Raw genomic sequence first — 20,245 nt, forward strand, 5'->3', positions numbered from 1 at the left:
GCATCAATCCAATGCCGAAGCGCTTGACGCCCCATCACGCCACGGGCTAGCCCCGCCCGAGAGTTCCGCGCCGGCACAAAATGTCAGACATCATCGGTTTTGTTCTTCCGTTCTTCGGGTTGATTTTCATGGGTTTCCTGGTGGCGCGCATCACCAGGCAGCCGTTGGAAGCGCTCGGCTGGATGAACACCTTCATCGTCTATGTCGCGCTCCCTGCGTTATTCTTCCAACTGCTTGCAAAAACGCCGTTCGAGCGGCTGACGGAATGGAGCTTCATCCTCGGCTCGGTGGTGTCGACCTACACGATCTTTTCGCTGATGTTCGCATGGTCGGTGCTGACCTCGCGGGGCGAGATCGCGCAATCGACCATCAAGGCGCTCGCCGCCGCTTATGGCAATATCGGCTATATGGGACCGGGGCTTGCGCTGCTGGCGTTCGGCAACGACGCGGCGGTGCCCGTGGCTCTGATCTTCTGTTTCGAAAACATCATCCATTTCGCCGTCGCGCCGATGATGATGGCACTTTCCGGGGACGACAAGACATCGCCGTTGCAGCTCGTTCTGGGCGTTCTCAGGAAGATCGTGCTGCACCCGTTCATCATTGCGACCGCCATGGGGGTGGCTGCCGCCTATATCAGCTTTCGCCCGCCCGAACCGGTTGAGCGCTTCCTCGAATATCTTTCCGGCGCCGCGGCTCCCTGCGCTCTGTTCGCCATGGGTGTCACCCTGGCGCTCAGGCCACTCAATCGCATCCCGCACGAATTGGCGGTGATCGCCGCATTGAAGCTGATCCTGCACCCGTTGCTGTGCTATGTCGTGCTGAGTTGGGTCGGCGATTTTTCCGAGACCTGGCTGTTTTCGGCGGTGCTGCTGGCGGCATTGCCGACCGCAACCAACGTCTTCGTCATCGCCCAGCAATATGGCGTCTGGGTGCAACGTGCCTCAGCCAGCGTGCTGATCACCACTTGCCTCTCGGTCATGACGGTGACCGGGCTGCTCTACATGATCCGTCAGGGCGTGCTACCCCCGGACCTGTTTCCTTAAGCCGCCGGCAAGCGCCGCAAAACCACTGCCGGGCCGCATCCCCTCGCGCATGAAAAAGGTGCGAAGCGGCGCGAAGCCGCCGAGCACGCCGAGGCCGGCGCTGCGCGCCATCTGTGCCGGCAGCATGTCCGAGAGCAGCGACTTGTTGAGCAGATTGACCGCGCTGCTGCGTGCCAGAATGTCGGGCCGCCGCCTGAAATCATATGCTGCGAGCGCCTTGACGGCGCCTGGATCTTCCCTGTTTTTGCAAGAAATTCCAATCAGATCGTCGATATCCCTGATACCAAGGTTGAGACCTTGCGCGCCAATCGGCGGAAACACGTGGGCGGCTTCGCCGACAAGCGCCACCCGGTTTCGCGCGAAGCACCGGGGCGTCACGCCCGAAAGCGGATAGATCTGCCGGCCGGCCTCCACGGACACCCGCCCCAGCATCGATTGCATCCGCTGCTCGATCCGCTTCGAAAGCGTGGCATCGTCCAGTGCGGCGAGCTCTTTCGCTGTTTCCGGTTCCACCACCCAGACAAGACTGGACCGGTTGCCGGGCAGGGGGACCTGGGTGAACGGGCCGGTCTCGGTGTGGAATTCGGTCGAGGTGAAGGCATGGTCGCTGCGGTGGCCGAAATTGAGAACCAATGCCGCCTGCGGATAGGATCGGGCGGATGTCGAGATGCCGGCAGCCTCGCGGGCCGGCGACAGACGCCCGTCGGCAGCGACCGCCAGCGATGCTGCGATCTCACTGCCGTCAGACAGGACGGCATGGGCATGATCGGCGTCGAGGCGCCAGGTTTCCACCATCGACTTTCGCCATTCGACGCCGGGATGCGCTGCAACGACCTCGGCAAGCGCGGGGTTGAGCGCGCCGTTGGGCAAATTCAGCCCGAACTGCTCCTCGCCGATTTCACTGGCGCGAAAAATGACCACCGGACTGCGGATCAGCCGGCTGGTTGCATCGACGATGCGCATCACCTTCAGCGGTGCTGCCTGGGGTCTCACCGCGCTGAGGACGCCCAAGCGCTCGAGGATATTCAGGGCAGGGTTCATCAAGGCCGTCGTGCGGCCGTCCTGGCCGTTTGCCTCAGGGCCGACGAGCGTCACGGGAAAGCCGGCATCCGCGAAGCCAAGTGCTGCGATCAGTCCCGCCGGGCCGCTGCCGGCAACCAGTATCCGTGCTGTCTCACGATGATCCAAAATTCGGCTTCCCGATTGCGAGGCGAGGCGGTCGGTCCGACCTGGTGAGGATATAGGCCCTATCATGCGGCTTGATCAACGCGGCGATTCGGCCCATTCGATTGCCATGACCGGCCAAGACCACGATTTCAGCCATCTCGACCGTGCCGGCCGCGCCACCGCAAGCGTCTCGCGCAATCCTCGACTGACGGTCAACATCATTTTGGGCGCAGGCGTCCTCCTGGCATGGCTGTTTCTTGGAGCCATGGCGATACGTGGCGCTCAGAGTCGGGGGCCGGGCATCGATGCACCCGGCGACACGATGCTCAGATCTCTGCCGAAGCTGCCGCTGCCGGACTTTCTCGAGCGCTTCTTCACCCTTTGTCTTGCACCCGCGCCGCTCGACGGAGGCGTCGGCGCGCAGGCCGAAGCGCTCATCGTCATGTGGTTCCTGATGGCGGTCGCCACCATGCTCCCCTCGGCGGCGCCAATGATCCGCACCTATTGCGAGATCGCCGATACCGCGCGGATCAAGGGCGAACCCGTCGTCCATCCGCTGGTCCTGGTCGCCGGTTACCTCAGCGTGTGGTTGGCTGCGTCGGCGGTGTTTGCGGCGCTGACGCTCCTCGTCCACGCCTTCGCCTCATCTATGCAGATGCTCGACCCGGTGATCGGACCGACCGGCGCAGCCGCGCTTTTGGTTGCGGGCCTCTACCAGTTCAGCGGCCTGAAGGAAGCCTGCCTGACAAAATGCAAAAACCCGTTCTCGGTCCTGTTTTCGAACTGGAGCGCGAGGCCTGGCCGCATTTTCCGGCTCGGCATGGAGCAGGGTGTGTGGTGCCTCGGCTGCTGCTGGGCGCTGATGCTGGTGATGTTCGCCGTCGGTGTGATGAATGTGTTCTGGATGGCGCTGATCGGCCTGTTCACCTTGATCGAAAAACAGACGGCGGGCAGGCTGCCAACCCGGATCGCCGGTGTGATACTGCTTGTCTGGGCAACCGCCCTGCTAGTAGTCTCGGCATGAGGGGAGGGATTCCATGGCAGATCAAGGCTGGGCAATGAAAGGAGAGCTGGTACTCTCCTGCAATTGCACGGTTTTTTGCCCTTGCGTGATGTCTCTTGGCAATCATCCGCCAACCGAGGGCTATTGCCAGACCTGGGCGGGGTTCCGCATCGATGCCGGCCATTTCGGCGAGGTCGACCTGTCCGGACTCAATCTTGGGCTGGTCATGGAAATCCCCGGCTATATGAGCCGTGGCAACTGGACCGCCGGCCTGTTCATCGACAAGCGGGCTTCAGTCTATGCGGTAAAGGCGCTGACCAGGATTTTCACCGGCAAGGCCGGCGGAACCACTTCGCTGCTCTCCATCCTGGTCGGAAAGTTCCTCGGCATCGAGCAAGCGCCGATCACCTATGAGACGCGTGACAGGACGCGGATCTTCCAGATACCGAAGATCATCGACGGGGCGGTGACGCCGATTCCCGGCAAGGACCGCGACAAGGACACGGTCATCAGCAATTCGGAGTACTGGATCGCACCGGAAATCATCGTCGCCAGGTCCGACAAAAGCAAGATGCGGGCTTTCGGCCGCAACTGGAACTTTGCCGGCCGTTCGGCAGAAATCTGCAAGCTGGACTGGCGGGGCCCGTGAACAAGAAGGGTCCCGTGAGCAAGAAGAAGACGACGGCCAGGAAAATCGCCGACCGGATTCCGATGCCGAAGAAGAAAGTCACGTGGCCGCAGGCGCGCGCGTTTTCGGTCCATCTGCTGACCGCGTCTGGCTCGTTCCTCGCATTCCTGTCGCTGGTGGCGGCGAGCGAGGGGCGCTGGACGGCAATGTTCTGGTGGCTGGGACTGGCGCTGTTCGTCGACGGCATCGACGGGCCGATCGCCAGGAAGCTCGAGGTCAAGGAAATCCTGCCGACATGGTCGGGCGAACTCCTCGACAACATCATCGACTACGTGACCTACGTGCTGATCCCGGCCTTCGCGCTTTACCAGCGCGGCTTCATGGGTGAGGGCCTGTCGTTCCTATCAGCGGCGATCATCGTCGTATCGAGCGCGATCTACTATGCCGACACCGGCATGAAGACCAAGGAGAATTTCTTCAAGGGTTTTCCGGTGGTCTGGAACATGGTGGTGTTCACTTTGTTCGTCATCGATCCGGGACAATGGGTTTCCTTCGCCGTGGTCGTGGTGGCCGGCATCCTGACCTTCGTGCCGATCTATTTCATCCATCCGGTGCGGGTGGTGCGGCTGCGGTCGATCAACCTTGGCATGACGCTGCTTTGGTGCGGTTTCGGCGCGCTGGCCCTGGCGCAGGCAGCTCTTGCCGCCTTCTACGACCAGATTGGCGTCTTGGGCGAGCAGGTGAGTGTGTTCACCAAGATCGGCATCACGGTCACCGGGGTTTACCTCGCTTGCATCGGCGGTATCATGCAGATCTTTCCAACGCTCGGCGCCAGGAAAGCCTGATCCCAAGAGACGAGATCCCAAGAGAGCCTGATCAATGTCCAAAGCAATCCGCATCCACGCCAATGGCGGTCCGGAAGTTATGACCTATGAGAACGCCGATCCGGGGCAACCCGGCTCGGGACAGATCCTGGTCAGGCACACGGCGATCGGTCTCAATTTCATCGATGTGTATTATCGCTCGGGTCTTTATCCGCCGCCGGGCGGTTTCCCGCTGATACCCGGTGGCGAGGCGGCCGGGGTGGTGGTGGAAGTGGGTGCGGACGTCGACTGGCTGAAGCCAGGCGATCGCATCGCTTACGCCGTGACGACCGGCGCCTATGCCGAACAGCGCGTGATCGCCGCCGACCGCGTGGTGAAGCTGCCGGACGGCATCAGCGACGAACAGGCGGCTGCCATGATGCTGAAAGGGATGACGGCGGAATATCTGCTGCGCCGCACCTTCAAGGTGAAAGCGGGCGATACGATTCTGTTCCACGCGGCGGCCGGCGGCGTCGGGCTGATCCTTGGCCAATGGGCCAAGCATCTCGGCGCGACCGTCATCGGCACCGCCAGCTCCACCGACAAGATCGAACTGGCCAAGGCGCACGGCTTCGACCATGTCATCAATTACCGCGAGCAGGATTTCGTCGCCGGCGTCATCGCCATCACCGGCGGCAAGAAGTGCGACGTCGTCTATGATTCAGTCGGCAACGACACCTTTCCGGCCTCGCTCGACTGCCTGAAGCCGCTCGGCATGTTCGCCAGCTTCGGTCAATCGTCAGGTCCGATCCCGCCGTTCAGCATGTCGTTGCTGGCGCAGAAAGGTTCGCTGTTCGCAACCCGTCCGACGCTGTTCGTCTACAACGCCAGGCGCGAAGACCTGGAGGCGTCCGCCGCCGCGCTGTTCGAAATCGTGCTCAGTGGCGCGGTCAAGATCAGGATCAACCAGCGCTACGCGCTCAAGGACGCCGGCAAGGCGCATTCCGACCTTGAGGGCCGCAGGACGACCGGGACAACCATTCTCATCCCCTGAGCTTTTCCACCACTTGAGCCTTTCCACCACTTGGGCCCTGCTTTCCCATAGAGCGTTATGCGTCCACCCGGACGCACAAGGTGCCCTCTGATATTTTGACCCCGCATCGTGCTTTTCCGAAAATCGATTTCGATTTTCGGGCCGATGCGCTAGGTTTTCCGCTGAAATTCTTGAAGCTCTTTCAAGACGTGTGCCGCTTTCCGACGAGAGCCGGCCGCGCATACCATGCTTGCGGGAACACAGAACATATCTGGCAAACCAGATGGGAGGCACTGTGAGTGCAAATCAGGACGGCGCAAACCTGCTCGAGGTCCGTGGCCTCACCAAGGTATTCGGCACGCTGACAGCGTGCGACCATATCGATCTCGACGTCGCAAAAGGCGAAATCCACGCGTTGCTCGGCGAGAACGGCGCCGGCAAGTCGACACTTGTCAAAATGCTGTTCGGAACACTGGAGCCCAATTCGGGCGAGATTCTATGGAACGGTCAGGCGGTGACGATCACCGATCCCGGCTTTGCCAAGAAGCTCGGCATCGGCATGGTGTTCCAGCATTTTTCCCTGTTCGAGGCACTGACGGCGGCCGAGAACATCGCGCTGTCGCTGGAGGACGGTTCGCCGATCAGCGCGATCGCCGCGAAGGCGAGGGCACTTTCCTACAGCTACGGCCTGCCGCTCGACCCGCAATCGCTGGTCGGCGATCTGTCGGTCGGCGAGCGTCAGCGCATCGAGATCATCCGCTGCCTTCTGCAGACGCCGCAGCTCATCATCCTCGACGAGCCGACTTCGGTGCTGACGCCGCAGGAAGCCGACAAGCTGTTCGAGACGCTCGAACGGCTGCGCTCGGAAGGAAAGTCCATCCTCTACATTTCGCACCGGCTGGAAGAGGTCAAACGCATCTGCGACCGCGCCACGGTGCTGCGCCACGGCAAGGTGGTTGGCCATTGCAACCCGCGCGCGGAAACCGCGGCATCGCTGGCGCGCATGATGGTCGGCAACGACGTGCAGGCCGTGGTGCGCGCGCCGGCCGAGGGTATCGAGACCGCGCAGCCGCTACTTGAAATCCGTGCACTCAGCCGCAAGCCGGCAACGCCGTTCTCGATCCCGCTCAAGAACATCAACCTGACCGTGCGCGCCGGCGAAGTGATCGGCATTGCCGGCGTCGCCGGCAACGGCCAGGGCGAGTTCTTCGAATCCGTTTCCGGCGAAGTGCCGCAGCAGGACGCCGCCTCGGTGCGCATCCGCGGCAAGGATGCCGGCGGTCTCGGCATCACCGGCAGGCGGCTGATGGGCGCCGCCTTCGTGCCGGAGGAGCGGCTCGGCCACGGTGCGGCGCCGCGCATGAAGCTTTCGGAGAACCTGCTTCTGTCGCGCCATGCCACCGACGGCAAAGTGTTTGTCGGCGCCGGCGGAATGGTCAAAAGCGATGCGATCTATGCTGCTTCCCAGCGCATCATCGAGGCGATGGATGTGCGCAAGAGCGCTCCCGACCCGGAGGCGGCAGCGCTTTCAGGCGGCAATCTGCAGAAATTCATCGTCGGCCGAGAGCTCGACCGCAGGCCTGATGTCATGGTCGTCAATCAGCCGACATGGGGCGTCGATGCCGGTGCGGCCGCCCACATTCGCCAGACGCTGATCGGATTGGCGCGCAGCGGGTCGGCGGTGCTGGTCATCAGCCAGGATCTCGACGAGTTGTTCGAGATATCCGATGCGATCGCCGTGATGCACAATGGCGAATTGTCGAAGCCTTTGCCGATCGCCGAGGCCACCTTCGAAAAGATCGGACTGTTGATGGGCGGCGCCGAGCCTGGTCACGCCGAACACACTCTGGAGACGGCATGATGCGCCTCGAACTCATCAAACGCCCGCAGCGCTCCATGCTGTTTTCGGCGCTGTCGCCCTTCATTGCATTCATGCTGACGATCGTTGCCGGCGCCATCCTGTTCGCGCTGCTTGGCGTCAACCCTTTGAAGGCGTTTGAGATTTACTTCATCGAGCCGGTCAGTCAGGTCTGGCAGCTGCATGAGCTGGCGATCAAGGCGGCACCGCTCATCCTGATCGGGGTCGGCCTGTCGGTTTGCTACAGGGCCAATATCTGGAACATCGGCGCAGAAGGCCAATTCATCCTGGGCGGTATCGTCGGCTCGATCATTCCGGTGCTGTTTCCGCAGTTTGAAGGCCCGCTGGTGCTGCCGCTGATGCTGCTGTTCGGCATGGTCGGCGGTGCTGCCTATGCCGCCATTCCGGCGTTGCTCAAGACGCGCTTCAACACCAACGAGATCCTGACCAGCCTGATGCTGGTCTATGTCGCCCAACTCTTCCTCGACTGGCTGGTGCGCGGGCCGTGGCGCGATCCGAAGGGCTTCAATTTCCCGCAGACGATACAGTTCAACGATTCGGCGATATTGCCGGAACTGATGCCGGCCTCCGGCCGCGCCAATTGGGGTTTCGTCTTCGCGCTGGTCGCAGCGGTGCTGGTCTGGATCCTGATGAGCCGCATGCTGAAAGGCTTCGAGGTCCGCGTGCTCGGCTCAAGCCCCAGGGCAGGGCGCTTCGCCGGCTTCGGCATCAACCGGATGGTGTTCTTCGCCTTCATGCTGTCGGGTGCACTGGCCGGACTTGCCGGCATCTCGGAAGTCTCCGGCGCCATCGGCCAGCTGCAGCCGGTCATTTCGCCCGGCTACGGCTTCACCGCCATCATCGTGGCGTTCCTCGGCCGGCTCAATCCGCTGGGCATCGTCGCTGCGGGCCTGGTGCTGGCGCTGACCTATCTCGGCGGCGAGGCGGTGCAAAGCGCGCTCGGCATCTCCGACAAGGTGGCGCGCGTGTTCCAGGGCATGCTCCTGTTCTTCGTGCTCGGCTGCGACACGCTCATCCACTACCGCATTCGCCTGATCGGCTTTGCCACACCGAAGCTTGAAGCCGCGCCGAAGCTGGAGGAAGCCCGCTGATGGACATCACCGTCAACATTCTCTTGACCATTGCAACCGCGGCGACGCCCTTGCTGATCGCGGCGATCGGCGAGCTGGTGGTCGAACGTTCCGGCGTGCTCAATCTCGGTGTCGAAGGGATGATGATCATGGGGGCGGTCGGCGGTTTCGGCGCCGGTTATCTCACCGGATCGCCGTGGATCGGGTTGTTGGCGGCGATCGCCCTGGGCGCGGTGTTTTCGTTGCTGTTCGCCGTCATGACGCTGTCGCTGGCCACCAACCAGGTGGCCACCGGCCTGTCGCTGACATTACTCGGCCTCGGCCTTTCCGGCATGATGGGAACCAGCTTTGTCGGCCAGCCCGGCGCGAGGCTGCCAAACCTCGACATTCCAGGCCTGACAGCGATCCCCGTCGTCGGCAGGCTGTTGTTCGGCCAGGACCCGATCTTCTATATCTCGATCGCATTGACCGCCGCCGTCATGTGGTTCCTGTTCAAGACCCGCACCGGGCTCACGCTGCGCTCGATCGGCGACAGCCACACATCGGCCCATGCGCTTGGCATCCACGTCATCCGCTACCGCTATCTGGCGGTGATCTTCGGCGGCGCTTGTGCGGGCCTTGCCGGGGGCCACCTGTCGCTGGTCTATACGCCGCAATGGGTGGAGAACATGACCGCCGGACGCGGCTGGATCGCGCTGGCGCTGGTCGTGTTCGCATCATGGCGGCCGTGGCGGGTGCTGGCTGGCGCCTATATCTTCGGCGCCGTATGGATCGGCCAGCTTCATGCACAGGCTTTTGGCATTCCGGTTCCCTCGCAACTGCTTTCTTCGTTGCCCTATCTGGCAACCATCGTGGTTCTCGTTCTAATCTCGCGCAACAAGCGTTTGACGATGATGAACACACCGGCTTCCTTGGGGCAGCCATTCGTTCCGGATCGTTGACAACAAAAGACAGACGGGAAGCTCCAAGGCTAACTCAGAGAGGTAACACGATGAAAAAACTGCTTATTGCGCTGGTGACGACGGCGGCGGCATTGTCGCTGGCGGCGACCGCCGAAGCTCAGGAAAAGCTGAAAGCCTGTTGGGTCTATACCGGCCCGATCGGCGATTTCGGCTATTCGTACCAGCATGACCAGGGCCGCCTGGATGTAGAGAAGGCACTCGGCGACAAGGTCGAGACGGCCTATCTGGAGAACGTCTCCGAAGGTCCCGATGCCGATCGTGCTTTCGAGCGCCTGGCGCGCGAGGGATGCAAGATCATCTTCGGCACCTCCTTCGGCTTCATGGACCCCGAAGTGAAGGTCGCCAAGAAATTCCCCGACGTGATGTTCGAGCACGCGACCGGCTACAAGACATCGGACAATCTCGGCATCTATAATGCACGCTTCTATGAAGGCCGCTACATTCTCGGCCAGATCGCCGCCAAGCAATCGAAGTCGGGCGTCGCCGGCTACATAGTCTCGTTCCCGATCCCCGAAGTGGTGATGGGCATCAACTCCTTCATGCTCGGCGCACAGTCGATCAACCCGGACTTCAAGGCGAAGATCGTCTGGGTCAATTCATGGTTCGATCCGGGCAAGGAAGCCGACGCCGCCAAGGCTCTGTTCGACCAGGGTGCCGACATCATCGTCCAGCACACCGACTCGACAGCTGCCCTGCAAGTCGCCGAAGAGCGCGGCCTGCAGGGATTCGGTCAGTCTTCGGACATGATCAAGTTCGCCCCCAAGGCGCAGTTGACCTCGATCGTCGACGATTGGGGCCCGTATTATGTCAGCCGGGTGAAGGCAGCGCTCGACGGCACATGGAAGCCCGGCAATGTCTGGCTGGGCATCAAGGACGGCGCCGTTAAAATGGCCGCTTACACCAACATGCCCGACGACGTTAAGGCGATGGCGCAAGCCACCGAGAAGAAGATCGTCGACGGATGGAACCCCTTCACCGGGCCGATTGCCAAGCAGGACGGCACGCCGTGGCTGAAAGAAGGGGAGGTTGCGGACGACGGCACGCTGCTCGGCATGAACTTCTATGTGAAGGGCGTCGACGACAAGCTGCCGCAGTAAAGCCCAGGAAACGCGAGACAAAAAAGGGCGCCACATGGCGCCCTTTTTCATTCCGCGGGTTGCGTACCGGTGACGCGAAACCGCGCCAGCACGGCATCGATCACGCGGCCGATCCAGGCCTTGGCCCAGCGCTGGGTTGGCCGTTTGAAATACCGCCAGATCGCCCACGAGATCAGGACCATCAGCGGGATGCAGCCCAAGGCCGCCAAAATCGGCGGCATTCTGGTTTTTTAACAACCATAAGCGGGGCCATCATGCTCGACTTAGGGTGCCGTTTAGCACTCGGCCGTACTTGGCCTGGCAAATTAGCCGTATAAGTAGTTTCTTAGTTTAGGTATCTCGCTAACGACAACATCCATGAGTCGAGATGCGGCCGATTCGTTGGATTCGTTACCTTTTTTGTAAAATTCAAATCTAACATTTAATGGTCGGAGTATTGACCATTTTCTCTCAAGTGTGAAGACGCCGTCCAGACTGTCAAATATTATTGGCAGGTCTGCACTGTCATGAAGTCCATGATTCAAGCGAAGCCCTTTATCCATAGCGAAGGGCCGCTCCGATCTAAGATATAAAATGCCGTTATCTTAATGTCATTATTGTTGCTCAGGTCCGCAAAATCATACCTGAATCCGTGACCGCTTCGACCAAAGTAAGACGTTGGATTCGGGTGCTTTGATAGCCCCCACGATTCCATGATCGGTTTTACACGGTCAAAAAATTCCTTATTGACCGCACTGGATTTGCCTGGATTTCGCATATTAGCCGTCAGACTGCCGAGCCGTAGAGGTCGTAAGCGTCGGCACGGTCGATCTTGACGGTGACGATGTCGCCGGCGCGCAACGGACGCCGCGACTGGATGTGCACCGAGCCATCGATTTCAGGCGCGTCGTATTTGGTGCGGCCCTTCGCCGAGGTGCCATGCGCCTCGTCGATCAGGACAGGCAGGCGCTTGCCGACCTTCCTGGCGAGTTGCGTCGCCGAGATCTTCTGCTGGCGCTGCATGAAGCGGTGCCAGCGCGCCTCCTTGATCTCCTGCGGTACCTGTTCAAGGCCGAGCTCGTTGGAGCGGGCGCCCCTGACCGGCTCGTATTTGAAACAGCCGGCGCGGTCGATCCTGGCTTCGTCCAGCCAGTCGAGCAGCATCTCGAAATCATCGTCCGTCTCGCCGGGGAAGCCGACGATGAAGGTGGAGCGGATGGCGAGATCCGGACAGATTTCGCGCCAGCCGCGAATGCGGTCGAGCGTCTTTTCGCCGTGGGCGGGCCGGCGCATGTTCTTCAGCACCTGCGGCGAGGCGTGCTGGAACGGGATATCCAAATAAGGAAGGATCTTTCCCTCAGCCATCAGCGGGATGACATCGGCGACATGCGGATAGGGGTAGACATAATGCATGCGCACCCAAATGCCGAGCTTACCCAATTCCTCCGACAGATCGAGGAACTTTGCCCGCACTTCGCGATCGCCGAACATACTTGCCTGGTATTTGATGTCGATGCCGTAGGCGCTGGTGTCCTGCGAAATGACCAGGATTTCCTTGACGCCGGCCTTGGCCAGTTTCTCGGCTTCGCGCAGCACGTCGGCCGCCGGCCGCGAGACCAGGTCGCCGCGCAGCGCCGGGATGATGCAGAAGGTGCAGCGGTTGTTGCAACCCTCCGAAATCTTGAGATAGGCATAGTGGCGCGGCGTGAGCTTGACGCCTTGCGGCGGCAAAAGGTCGACATAGGGATCGTGCCTCGGGGGCGCGGCCTCATGCACCGCCGCCATCACGCTCTCGTAGGCCTGCGGACCGGTGATGGCGAGAACGTTGGGGTGTTTTTCGCGGATGACGTCCGGTTCGGCGCCGAGGCAACCGGTGACGATGACCCTGCCGTTCTCCGAAAGGGCGGAGCCGATGGCATCGAGCGATTCATCGCGAGCCGAATCGAGGAAACCGCAGGTGTTGACGACGACCAGATCGGCGCCATCATGCTTGCGCGCGATCTCATAGCCCTCGGCGCGCAGGCGCGTGATGATGCGCTCCGAATCCACGAGGGCTTTCGGGCATCCAAGGCTGACGAAGCTGACGCGAGGGGCGGACATGACGGTTTTCCGGCTTTTTCGGGATTGGCGGCGCAGTACCACACTTATTGCGGCATTGGTATGGCCCGCGGCAGCCCGCGACGAAACACGAAGAATGTATTTGTGCCGATGGCGGAAGCGGCGTGACGGGCGGCGTCAGCTCACCGCGTTGTTCACATGCGGCCAGACTTCCAGCGCGCCTCGATAGACCATGTCGAGCGCGACATAGAGGATGATCAGCAGGCCGATATAGGCAATCCAGCGGTGGCGGTACAGCAGCCTTGCTATGAAGCTCGCGGCCAGACCCATCAGCGCGATCGACAGAACCAGGCCGATGATCAGCACGGAGAAATGATCGCGCGCCGCACCAGCGACCGCCAGAACGTTGTCGAGCGACATCGAGACGTCGGCGACGACGATCTGGAGCGCTGCCTGGCCAAGTGTCTTGCGCGGCGTCTTGCCGGCCACTGCATGATCCGCGTCGAAATCGGTGTCGGACAGCGCCTCGGTCGCTTCCAGTTCGTCGGCATGGGAGGTGCGCAGTTCGCGCCACATCTTCCAGCAAACCCACAGAAGCAGGATGCCACCGGCCAGCAGCAGGCCGACGATCAGGAGCAATTGAACGGTTACTGCCGCAAAGCAGATGCGCAGCACGGTCGCCGCGAGCACGCCGATGAGGATGGCCTTCTTGCGCTGTTCGGCCGGCAGGCCGGCCGCGGCAAGGCCGATGACGATGGCGTTGTCGCCTGCAAGTACGAGGTCGATGGCGATAACCTGGAGCAGGGCCGAGAAGCCTGCGGCGGTAAAAATTTCCATCAACCGGAAGTTCCTTGCTTGTTTGCCGATCATCGGCGTCGAGTATCCGACGCCCTAACGTGTATGGTTCCCGCGCGTCAAGAGACCGCTTGAAGCCAAGGCCGGTAAACCGGCTGATCGCGGTGGAATCACCATGAACGGGGATTTTCCGCAATCGTCACATCTGCACGGACATTCCGCCGTCAACGGTCAGAACATGCCCGTTGACGAAGGATGCCGCATCGCTGGCCAGGAAAAGGGCGGCGCCGGCGATTTCCTCCGGCCGTCCCCAGCGTTGCAGCGGAACCCGCTGGCGGGCGAAGGAGAGCATGTCGGGATCTTCCGCCAGCGCAGCATTGGTCTCGGTAGCGAACATCCCCGGGGCGACGGCGTTGCTGGTTATCCCGTGCGCGCCGTATTCGACGGCCATGCTGCGCATCAGGCCGGTCAGCCCCTGCTTGGCAGCGGGATAGACGGCATCGCCCGGACGTGCCATCTCGCCAACGATCGAGGTAACAGAGATCAGCCGCCCATGGCCTTGCGCCTTCATGATTTCCGCCGCATCCCGCGACAGCGAGATCGCCGAAAGCAGATCCGTCCGGATCAGATCAAGGATATCGTCGTCGCCGAACGCGGCGAGCGGCCTCCTGTCGCGGGCGCCGACATTGTTGACGAGGATATCGAGCCGGCCACGGGTCTCGGCGATATCCGCGATCGCCTTCCGGCCGGCCGCCACGTCCGCTATGTCGAAGGCCGCCGCCTGGGCACTGCCGCCACCCTTGGCGATGGCAGCGACGGCGCCATCGAGCACCGCTGCCGTACGTCCGGTCACAACCACATGAGCTCCCGCTTCGGCAAAGGCGCGCGCGATCTCGAAGCCGAGCCCGCGCCCACCTCCGGTGATGAGCGCCACACGCCCAGCCAAGGAAAATCTGTCGAAAATGCTCATGCCAACCGGTCCTCTGCAGGAATAGGGATAGTAAAAACGGTGCCATGCGGCAATCGGCGACTGTGTCGCGGCGCGGCGTGGAATCGGCGGAAAATGGCGGGCCAGGCGAGTATTGAGAACGTCAAGAGGGGTTGATGCAAGCCATCGTCGCAATAGATTACGGGGCCGACGATGCCTGAGAACGTGTTCCTCACAGGAGAGGCTCGTGAGGTCTGACGACAACACCCCCGTCCTTTCCGGGGCGCCTATCCTTTCCGGGGTGCCCGTCCTTTCCGGGGTGATCGGAGAATACCGCGAGTTCGATCCTCCGGCCGCACTCGAAGGGCATTTCCGGTGTGTCTGGTCCAATACGTTGCAACCGGACGCGGGGCGCTTATCGGCCGTGGTCCCCGACGGCTGCGTCGACATCACCTGGATCGACGGCGAGCTGGTCGTGGCGGGCCCCGACATTGCCGTCGCCCTGTCTGTGATGACACCCGGTACTACGGTGATCGGCACCCGCTTCCGACCAGGTGCGGCAAGCCGGTGGCTTGGCCTGCCGATGTCGGAGATCGTCGGCAGCCGGGTGGCGCTCAGCCATTTCTGGGGCGCGCTGGCGCGCGAAATCGCCCAGAGGATCGGTGATGCGTCCTCCACGACGGAGCGGATGCGGGCGATGCAAGCGGCACTCTCCAGGCTCGCGCCCGATGTCGAGCCGCCGCCTCCGGACATGGGATTTGCCTTCAACGCGCTGAAAACGGAATCCGCCGGGCCGGGCATGGCGGTGATCCTCGACCGGCTGGACGTCAGCCCGCGAACGCTTCGCCGCCGCTGCCAGGAGGCTTTCGGCTACGGTCCGAAGACGCTTGACCGCATCCTCCGTTTCCAGCGGTTTCTGAACCTGGCGCAGCAATCCGCCGAGCCGCGCCTGGCCGATCTTGCGTTCGATGCGGGCTATGCCGACCAGGCGCATCTCACGCGCGAGGTGCGGCGTCTGTCGGGTTTCTCGCCCGCAACGGTCCTGCGACAGTTCGGCGCCTGAGCTGGCCGTTTCGTTCAATACGCCACCGCCGTATCCGCTTAGTCTGCCTTCATTGGAAAGGAGGCAGATATGACTATCTACAGATCCCGTATCATCACCGTGTCTATCGACCGGGACTGGCGCGAAGTCTACGACTTCGCCTCCATCCCGGAGAATTTCCAGCGCTGGGCGGCAGGCCTCGGCAGGCGCTTCGAGAGATCGGGCGAGGACTGGACGGCGGAGGACCCCGACGGCCGGCTCATCCGCATCCGCTTCTCCCGGCCCAACGAATTCGGTGTCCTCGATCACATCGTCTTTGCCGAGGGCAAGGAAACCCGCAATGCGGTGCGCGTGGTTCCCAACGGCACCGGCGCGGAGGTCATGTTCACGCTTCTGAAGGCGCCGGACATGACGGAGGAGACGTTCGCCGCCGACGCCGCCGCGGTGCAGCGCGACCTCAACAGCCTGAAGGCAATGCTCGAACGCTGAGCTTCCAAAGAGCACGAAAGGAGAAGATCATGGCCAAATCCAGCAACGACAAGCGCATAGACTATGTCGAGTTTTCGGTCGGCGATATCGCGCGCTCGCGCAACTTCTATGGCAAGGCCTTCGGCTGGTCCTTCAAGGACTACGGGCCGAGCTATTGCGAGTTCAACGACGGCCGCCTGTTCGGCGGCTTCGCTCTCGGCGGCCAGAAAAAGACGGCGGGCGGACCGCTGGTGATCCTCTATGCCGACAGGCTGGACGAGACCCAGCGCCGTGTCGAGGAGGTTGGCGGGAAGATCGTCAAGCCCGCCTATTCCTTCCCGGGCGGCCGGCGCTTCCACTTTTCCGATCCGGACGGCTACGAACTGGCAGTGTGGTCGAGCAAGTGAGCAAGCCCAAGCAAGTGAGGAAAGCAGAGAGAGGCGCCGAGCCGAGCCCGGCGCCTCTCTTTTCGAATGGTTTGTGCGGGCATTGGGAACAATGCCGTTCGTGGCGCGAAGCCGAAGATGCTTCGGCCAATGTCAGGCGCTCGCCGACACCTAGTTGGCGATTGGCTTAGCGCTTGCTTCCTGCTGAAGCGCCTATTCCGCCTCTTTCGCCTCGTCCTTTTTGAGGATCGGCGTGTCGGCAGTCGTCGCGGCGTCGGCAGCCGTCGGTGCACTGCTGTTCGCGATGCTTGCTACTTTGGTTTGCTGATCTACGGAAGCTGTCGTTTTGGTGTGGCCAACACATTCCGCCGCGGCGCCGGACACTGAAAGGCCCAGAGCGGCGACAACCAAGAGAGCGGTCTTCATCCTATGGCTCCTAGCTTTGTTGAGGGCGAGGACAGGCTAGTGGCATATCCCCAGGTCGAAAAGTCAACTTTTCGTGCCCGCCCACGAGGCGGCCTTTACACGACAAAACCAAACTCGTTCCTAACCTTTTGATTTTATTATGCCATCGGCGGCTGCCGGAGAGCGATGAGAACCACGTCTACGCTGATGCAAGCGGCCAACGCAGCGTTTACGGCACGAGCCGATGGGTGCACCAGGTCGTTCAAGCCCTTATGTAAGCTCATGCGGCGATCGACGGCTGGCGGAGGCGGTGCGTGCGCCGCATGTTCCGAGGAATTCGCCGCAGGCGCGCAGGTTGGGAACCGCATCGGCAGCCGGTCATTAAATATCGAGGAGCCGCCGGCTCCTCCGCCATACCCCGTTCGGATGGAGAAATCATGCTGCGTATACTCATTGCTTCGTCTTTTCTTCTTGCCTTCAGTGCGCCCACGCTCGCCCAGGCCCCTTCCAGGAGCATAGAGAGCGAAACAGGCCGTATTGCAATCGAGACCTTTGCCGAAGGGCTCGAACACCCCTGGGGCGCGACCTACCTGCCAGACGGTGCGCTGCTGGTCACCGAGCGTCCGGGGCGCCTGCGGCTCGTCTCGACCGACGGGGCCGTTTCCGATCCGATCGGCGGTGTGCCGGACGTCGTCGCAGGCGGACAAGGCGGCCTGCTGGATGTGGCGCTCGATCCGGATTTTGCCAACAACCGGATGGTCTATCTCTCCTACTCGGAGGAACGCGGCGGCGCGGCCACATCCGTCGGACGTGGACGTCTGAACGAGAACGAGAGCGCGCTTTCGGACTTCGAAGTGATCTTCCGGCAGGAACCGGCCGTCTCCGGCCAGAACCACTACGGTTCCCGCCTGGTATTCGCGCCGGACGGCAAGCTCTTCGTCACGCTCGGCGAGCGCTTCAAGATGCGGCAGGCGCAGGACGCGAACAATCATCTCGGGACGATCGTGCGCATCAATCCCGATGGTTCCGTGCCTGACGACAATCCCTTCGTCGGCAAGGACGGCGCCGACGAGATATGGTCCTACGGCCATCGCAATGTGCAAAGCGCGGCGATCCATCCCGAAACCGGCGTGCTCTGGGCAGCGGAACTGGGACCGCGCGGCGGCGACGAGCTGAACATTCCGGAAGCAGGCAGGAATTACGGCTGGCCCGTGGTCAGTTGGGGCCGGCACTATTCGGGGGAACGCATCCCCGATCCGTCGACTCGGCCGGAGTTTGCCGGCACCATCCATAGCTGGACGCCCGTTATCTCGCCTTCCGGCATGACCTTCTACACCGGCGGCATGTTTGCCGACTGGCGAGGCGACCTCCTGATTGGCGGATTGTCGGCGGAAGGCATCATTCGTGTCAGGATTGATGGCGAGCAGGTCGCGGGTGAGGAAGTCCTCGCTCTCGGCAGGCGTATCCGAGACGTGGTGCAGGCTCCCGACGGCGCAGTGATGGCGCTGACCGACGAACCAGCGGGGCGGATCTTACGACTGTCGCCGGCAGCCTCGCAGTGATTCCATGCGGCGCTTCCAGCTGCCCGAGTCGGTTCAAAATGGCGAAGCGATTTGGCTAGGGAAAAGGCAACTGAGTGTTCTTTATTGAATTAATTCAATAAGATAATTGGCGGCATCTGGCGGGCCGCGCGAGATAGCGATGAGAACTATGTCTACGCTATAGCCCTCCATAGCCTTCCTTACCGTAAGTTTTGAAGAACGAGGGGCACATATCGCTCACCAACCGTGGCGACGGCCACATCCTAAGACTCTGGACGGCCGCTTTGCGCCCGAGTCCGCCGTTCAGTTCGCCGCGGCGGCATCCGAACGTTGCCGCCCGTTATCACTGCCGTCGCTGCCTCAACGACAGCAGCTTCGAGACGGGCGCGAGGTGTTCGTGGACGGCGGATTTGCACAGCTTTGAGCCTGCGCGCGCGAGGCGTCGCTGGGACAAAGCGGAGAGGCCTCGCGCCAGATCTGCACAGGCAAGACCTCAACGCCACTCGGTTGAGCATGATCCGCGTGGACGTCGAGCCTGCGGCGTCGCCCGGAGGACTTACTCCCGTGCCTCCTCCCAGTGGGGATAGGTGACATAGGCGGTGACCGCGCCTTGCTCGTGCGAGCGGATCGTGACCTTCTGGCCATTGGGCATATGGACGATCTCGCCCGGCCCTGCGGTAACGCTGTCTGAGTTTCCGGACACCGACAGCCGCCCCTCGAGGACGACCATCACATCATCGACGGCCATTGTCTCCTCGAGTGTCTGGTTCGGCCCATAGCGCCCGTAACCGATGGTGATCGGGGAGGCATGGCGCTGGTCGACCAGATTGCCCACAAACACGTCCCCGTCCTGTCCCGGGGAACGCTCCAGCACTGCGTCGGTGATGGTGAACTTGCGAACCTTCATGGGAATTGCTCCTTCTAGCTGGCGTGGTTGAGTCACCTGTGCCGGTCAGTCCGGAAGAGGAATGTGCTCATCCCGGTCATCGACCGGGAGGTCGAAGCGCCCCTTGCCCCAGTTCTGCGCGCGCCATTCGGCTTTGGCCTCTTCGATGCGCTCCTGCGAAGACGCGACGAAATTCCACCAGATATAGCGGGGACCCGAAAGGGTCGCGCCGCCGAGAATCATCAGCCGCGCGCCTCTTGCGCCGGCGGCGACCGTGATCCTGTCGCCGGGGCGGAAGACCATCATCCGGCCAGCCTCGAAATCCAGGCCGGCGATCGAGATCGAGCCTTCGACGATGTGGATGCCCCGGTCCTCGTGATCGTGCGGCATCGGCAACCGGCTTCCCGGTTCGAGCTGCACATCGGCATAAAATGTCTCCGAATACATCGTCGCTGGGGCAGCCTTGCCGTAGGCGTTCCCGAGGATAAGCCGAACCGAGACGCCACGATCCTCGATCACCGGCAGCGCCTCCTTGCCGTAATGCTCGAACATGGGCGCCATGTCCTCATGGCTGTCGGGTAGAGCCAGCCAGGTCTGGATCCCGAACAGGCTGTTCGGACCGCTTCGGGCCGCTGCGGACGTGCGCTCCGAATGGGTGACACCGCGCCCGGCGACCATCCAGTTCAATTCGCCGGGGCGGATGATCTGGTCTGCCCCGGTGCTGTCCCGATGATGGAAGTCGCCGCGAAAGAGGTACGTAACGGTGCCGAGACCGGTATGCGGGTGCGGTCGGACATCGACGCCTTGCCCGGTCAGCAGCTCGGCAGGGCCGGCCTGATCGAAGAAGATGAATGGCCCCACCATCTGCCGCTTGGGTGCGGGCAGGGCGCGCCGAACCTCGAAGCCGCCCAGGTCTCGAGCGCGCGGGATGATGAGGGTTTCGATCGCGTCGAGGCCAACCTCATCGGGGCAGCCCGGTTCGATTGCCGGGTTCCAACTCATGCGCCTCATCCTCTCTTGGGTTTCCGGGAGGCCTCGCCCTTGCCGATGCGCATGCCCGATTTCGATTAAT

General features: G+C 62.1%; 21 protein-coding genes. 13 read left to right on the plus strand and 8 right to left on the minus strand.

Annotation, left to right across the window (positions count from 1 at the left end):
• The first annotated feature begins 80 nt into the window (after positions 1-80).
• Positions 81-1,043, plus strand: a complete 963-nt coding sequence (locus tag IQ26_RS09780; RefSeq protein ID WP_145716313.1) for an AEC family transporter — start codon at positions 81-83, stop codon at positions 1,041-1,043.
• On the opposite strand, the gene IQ26_RS09785 is transcribed toward IQ26_RS09780, so the two are convergent.
• Positions 1,020-2,231, minus strand: coding sequence for a UbiH/UbiF family hydroxylase (locus IQ26_RS09785; protein WP_145716315.1), 1,212 nt, complete (start codon positions 2,229-2,231; stop codon positions 1,020-1,022). The two genes, IQ26_RS09780 and IQ26_RS09785, sit on opposite strands and share 24 nt — an antisense overlap.
• Positions 2,232-2,295: 64 nt before the next feature.
• Between IQ26_RS09785 and IQ26_RS09790 the strand changes: the two genes are divergently transcribed.
• The 8 genes from IQ26_RS09790 to IQ26_RS09825 all read left to right on the plus strand — a co-directional run bounded on the left by IQ26_RS09790 (position 2,296) and on the right by IQ26_RS09825 (position 10,685).
• Positions 2,296-3,234, plus strand: a complete 939-nt coding sequence (locus IQ26_RS09790; protein WP_145716317.1) for a DUF2182 domain-containing protein — start codon at positions 2,296-2,298, stop codon at positions 3,232-3,234.
• Between the two features lie 13 nt (positions 3,235-3,247).
• Positions 3,248-3,862, plus strand: coding sequence for a DUF1326 domain-containing protein (locus IQ26_RS09795; RefSeq protein WP_145716319.1), 615 nt, complete (start codon positions 3,248-3,250; stop codon positions 3,860-3,862).
• A gap of 62 nt (positions 3,863-3,924) precedes the next feature.
• Positions 3,925-4,686 carry a phosphatidylcholine synthase gene (pcsA, locus tag IQ26_RS09800; protein ID WP_162457916.1) on the plus strand — a complete coding sequence of 254 codons (762 nt, stop codon included), beginning with the start codon at positions 3,925-3,927 and terminating at the stop codon, positions 4,684-4,686.
• A gap of 34 nt (positions 4,687-4,720) precedes the next feature.
• Positions 4,721-5,698 (plus strand): quinone oxidoreductase family protein, encoded by a 978-nt coding sequence (locus IQ26_RS09805; RefSeq protein ID WP_145716323.1) that lies wholly within the window; start codon positions 4,721-4,723, stop codon positions 5,696-5,698.
• A gap of 262 nt (positions 5,699-5,960) precedes the next feature.
• The gene (locus IQ26_RS09810; protein ID WP_162457913.1) at positions 5,961-7,538 is read left to right on the plus strand and encodes an ABC transporter ATP-binding protein; all 1,578 of its coding nucleotides are present in this window, start codon (positions 5,961-5,963) and stop codon (positions 7,536-7,538) included.
• Entirely contained in the window at positions 7,535-8,647 is a 1,113-nt protein-coding gene (locus tag IQ26_RS09815; protein ID WP_145716327.1) for an ABC transporter permease, read from the plus strand. Before IQ26_RS09810 ends, IQ26_RS09815 begins: the two co-directional genes overlap by 4 nt.
• Positions 8,647-9,567 (plus strand): ABC transporter permease, encoded by a 921-nt coding sequence (locus tag IQ26_RS09820; RefSeq protein WP_126042231.1) that lies wholly within the window; start codon positions 8,647-8,649, stop codon positions 9,565-9,567. The genes IQ26_RS09815 and IQ26_RS09820 overlap by 1 nt, the downstream gene beginning before the upstream one ends.
• A gap of 50 nt (positions 9,568-9,617) precedes the next feature.
• Entirely contained in the window at positions 9,618-10,685 is a 1,068-nt protein-coding gene (locus IQ26_RS09825) for a BMP family ABC transporter substrate-binding protein (RefSeq protein ID WP_145716329.1), read from the plus strand.
• A 47-nt stretch (positions 10,686-10,732) separates the two neighbouring features.
• Here the strand turns inward: IQ26_RS09825 and IQ26_RS39100 are convergent, their stop codons facing one another.
• From IQ26_RS39100 to IQ26_RS09840, 4 genes are all read right to left on the minus strand, one after another.
• Complete coding sequence (locus IQ26_RS39100) at positions 10,733-10,906, minus strand: hypothetical protein (RefSeq protein WP_156090927.1); 174 nt, start codon at positions 10,904-10,906, stop codon at positions 10,733-10,735.
• Between the two features lie 544 nt (positions 10,907-11,450).
• A complete protein-coding gene (gene rimO / locus IQ26_RS09830; protein ID WP_145716331.1) occupies positions 11,451-12,764 on the minus strand; it encodes a 30S ribosomal protein S12 methylthiotransferase RimO in 1,314 nt (437 codons plus the stop codon).
• A 135-nt stretch (positions 12,765-12,899) separates the two neighbouring features.
• Positions 12,900-13,559 (minus strand): TerC family protein, encoded by a 660-nt coding sequence (locus IQ26_RS09835; protein WP_145716333.1) that lies wholly within the window; start codon positions 13,557-13,559, stop codon positions 12,900-12,902.
• A 157-nt stretch (positions 13,560-13,716) separates the two neighbouring features.
• Complete coding sequence (locus tag IQ26_RS09840; RefSeq protein ID WP_145716335.1) at positions 13,717-14,487, minus strand: SDR family oxidoreductase; 771 nt, start codon at positions 14,485-14,487, stop codon at positions 13,717-13,719.
• A gap of 205 nt (positions 14,488-14,692) precedes the next feature.
• Here IQ26_RS09840 and IQ26_RS09845 point away from each other — a divergent pair, with 205 nt between their 5' ends.
• From IQ26_RS09845 to IQ26_RS09855, 3 genes are all read left to right on the plus strand, one after another.
• Positions 14,693-15,508 (plus strand): helix-turn-helix domain-containing protein, encoded by an 816-nt coding sequence (locus tag IQ26_RS09845; RefSeq protein ID WP_240547048.1) that lies wholly within the window; start codon positions 14,693-14,695, stop codon positions 15,506-15,508.
• Positions 15,509-15,577: 69 nt separating this feature from the next.
• Positions 15,578-15,976 carry an SRPBCC family protein gene (locus tag IQ26_RS09850; protein WP_145716337.1) on the plus strand — a complete coding sequence of 133 codons (399 nt, stop codon included), beginning with the start codon at positions 15,578-15,580 and terminating at the stop codon, positions 15,974-15,976.
• A gap of 29 nt (positions 15,977-16,005) precedes the next feature.
• A complete protein-coding gene (locus IQ26_RS09855; protein WP_145716339.1) occupies positions 16,006-16,362 on the plus strand; it encodes a VOC family protein in 357 nt (118 codons plus the stop codon).
• A gap of 192 nt (positions 16,363-16,554) precedes the next feature.
• Here the strand turns inward: IQ26_RS09855 and IQ26_RS09860 are convergent, their stop codons facing one another.
• Positions 16,555-16,767 carry a hypothetical protein gene (locus IQ26_RS09860; protein ID WP_145716342.1) on the minus strand — a complete coding sequence of 71 codons (213 nt, stop codon included), beginning with the start codon at positions 16,765-16,767 and terminating at the stop codon, positions 16,555-16,557.
• 416 nt (positions 16,768-17,183) lie between these two features.
• Here IQ26_RS09860 and IQ26_RS09865 point away from each other — a divergent pair, with 416 nt between their 5' ends.
• On the plus strand, positions 17,184-18,308 hold the full coding sequence (locus IQ26_RS09865; protein WP_145716343.1) for a PQQ-dependent sugar dehydrogenase: 1,125 nt from the start codon (positions 17,184-17,186) through the stop codon (positions 18,306-18,308).
• Between the two features lie 535 nt (positions 18,309-18,843).
• Here the strand turns inward: IQ26_RS09865 and IQ26_RS09870 are convergent.
• Positions 18,844-19,194 (minus strand): ethanolamine utilization protein, encoded by a 351-nt coding sequence (locus IQ26_RS09870; protein WP_145716345.1) that lies wholly within the window; start codon positions 19,192-19,194, stop codon positions 18,844-18,846.
• A gap of 45 nt (positions 19,195-19,239) precedes the next feature.
• Positions 19,240-20,175 (minus strand): pirin family protein, encoded by a 936-nt coding sequence (locus IQ26_RS09875; RefSeq protein ID WP_145716346.1) that lies wholly within the window; start codon positions 20,173-20,175, stop codon positions 19,240-19,242.
• Between the last annotated feature and the right edge of the window lie 70 nt (positions 20,176-20,245).

It is taken from the genome of Mesorhizobium tianshanense (assembly GCF_007830515.1).
Classification (GTDB): Bacteria; Pseudomonadota; Alphaproteobacteria; order Rhizobiales; family Rhizobiaceae; genus Mesorhizobium; species Mesorhizobium tianshanense.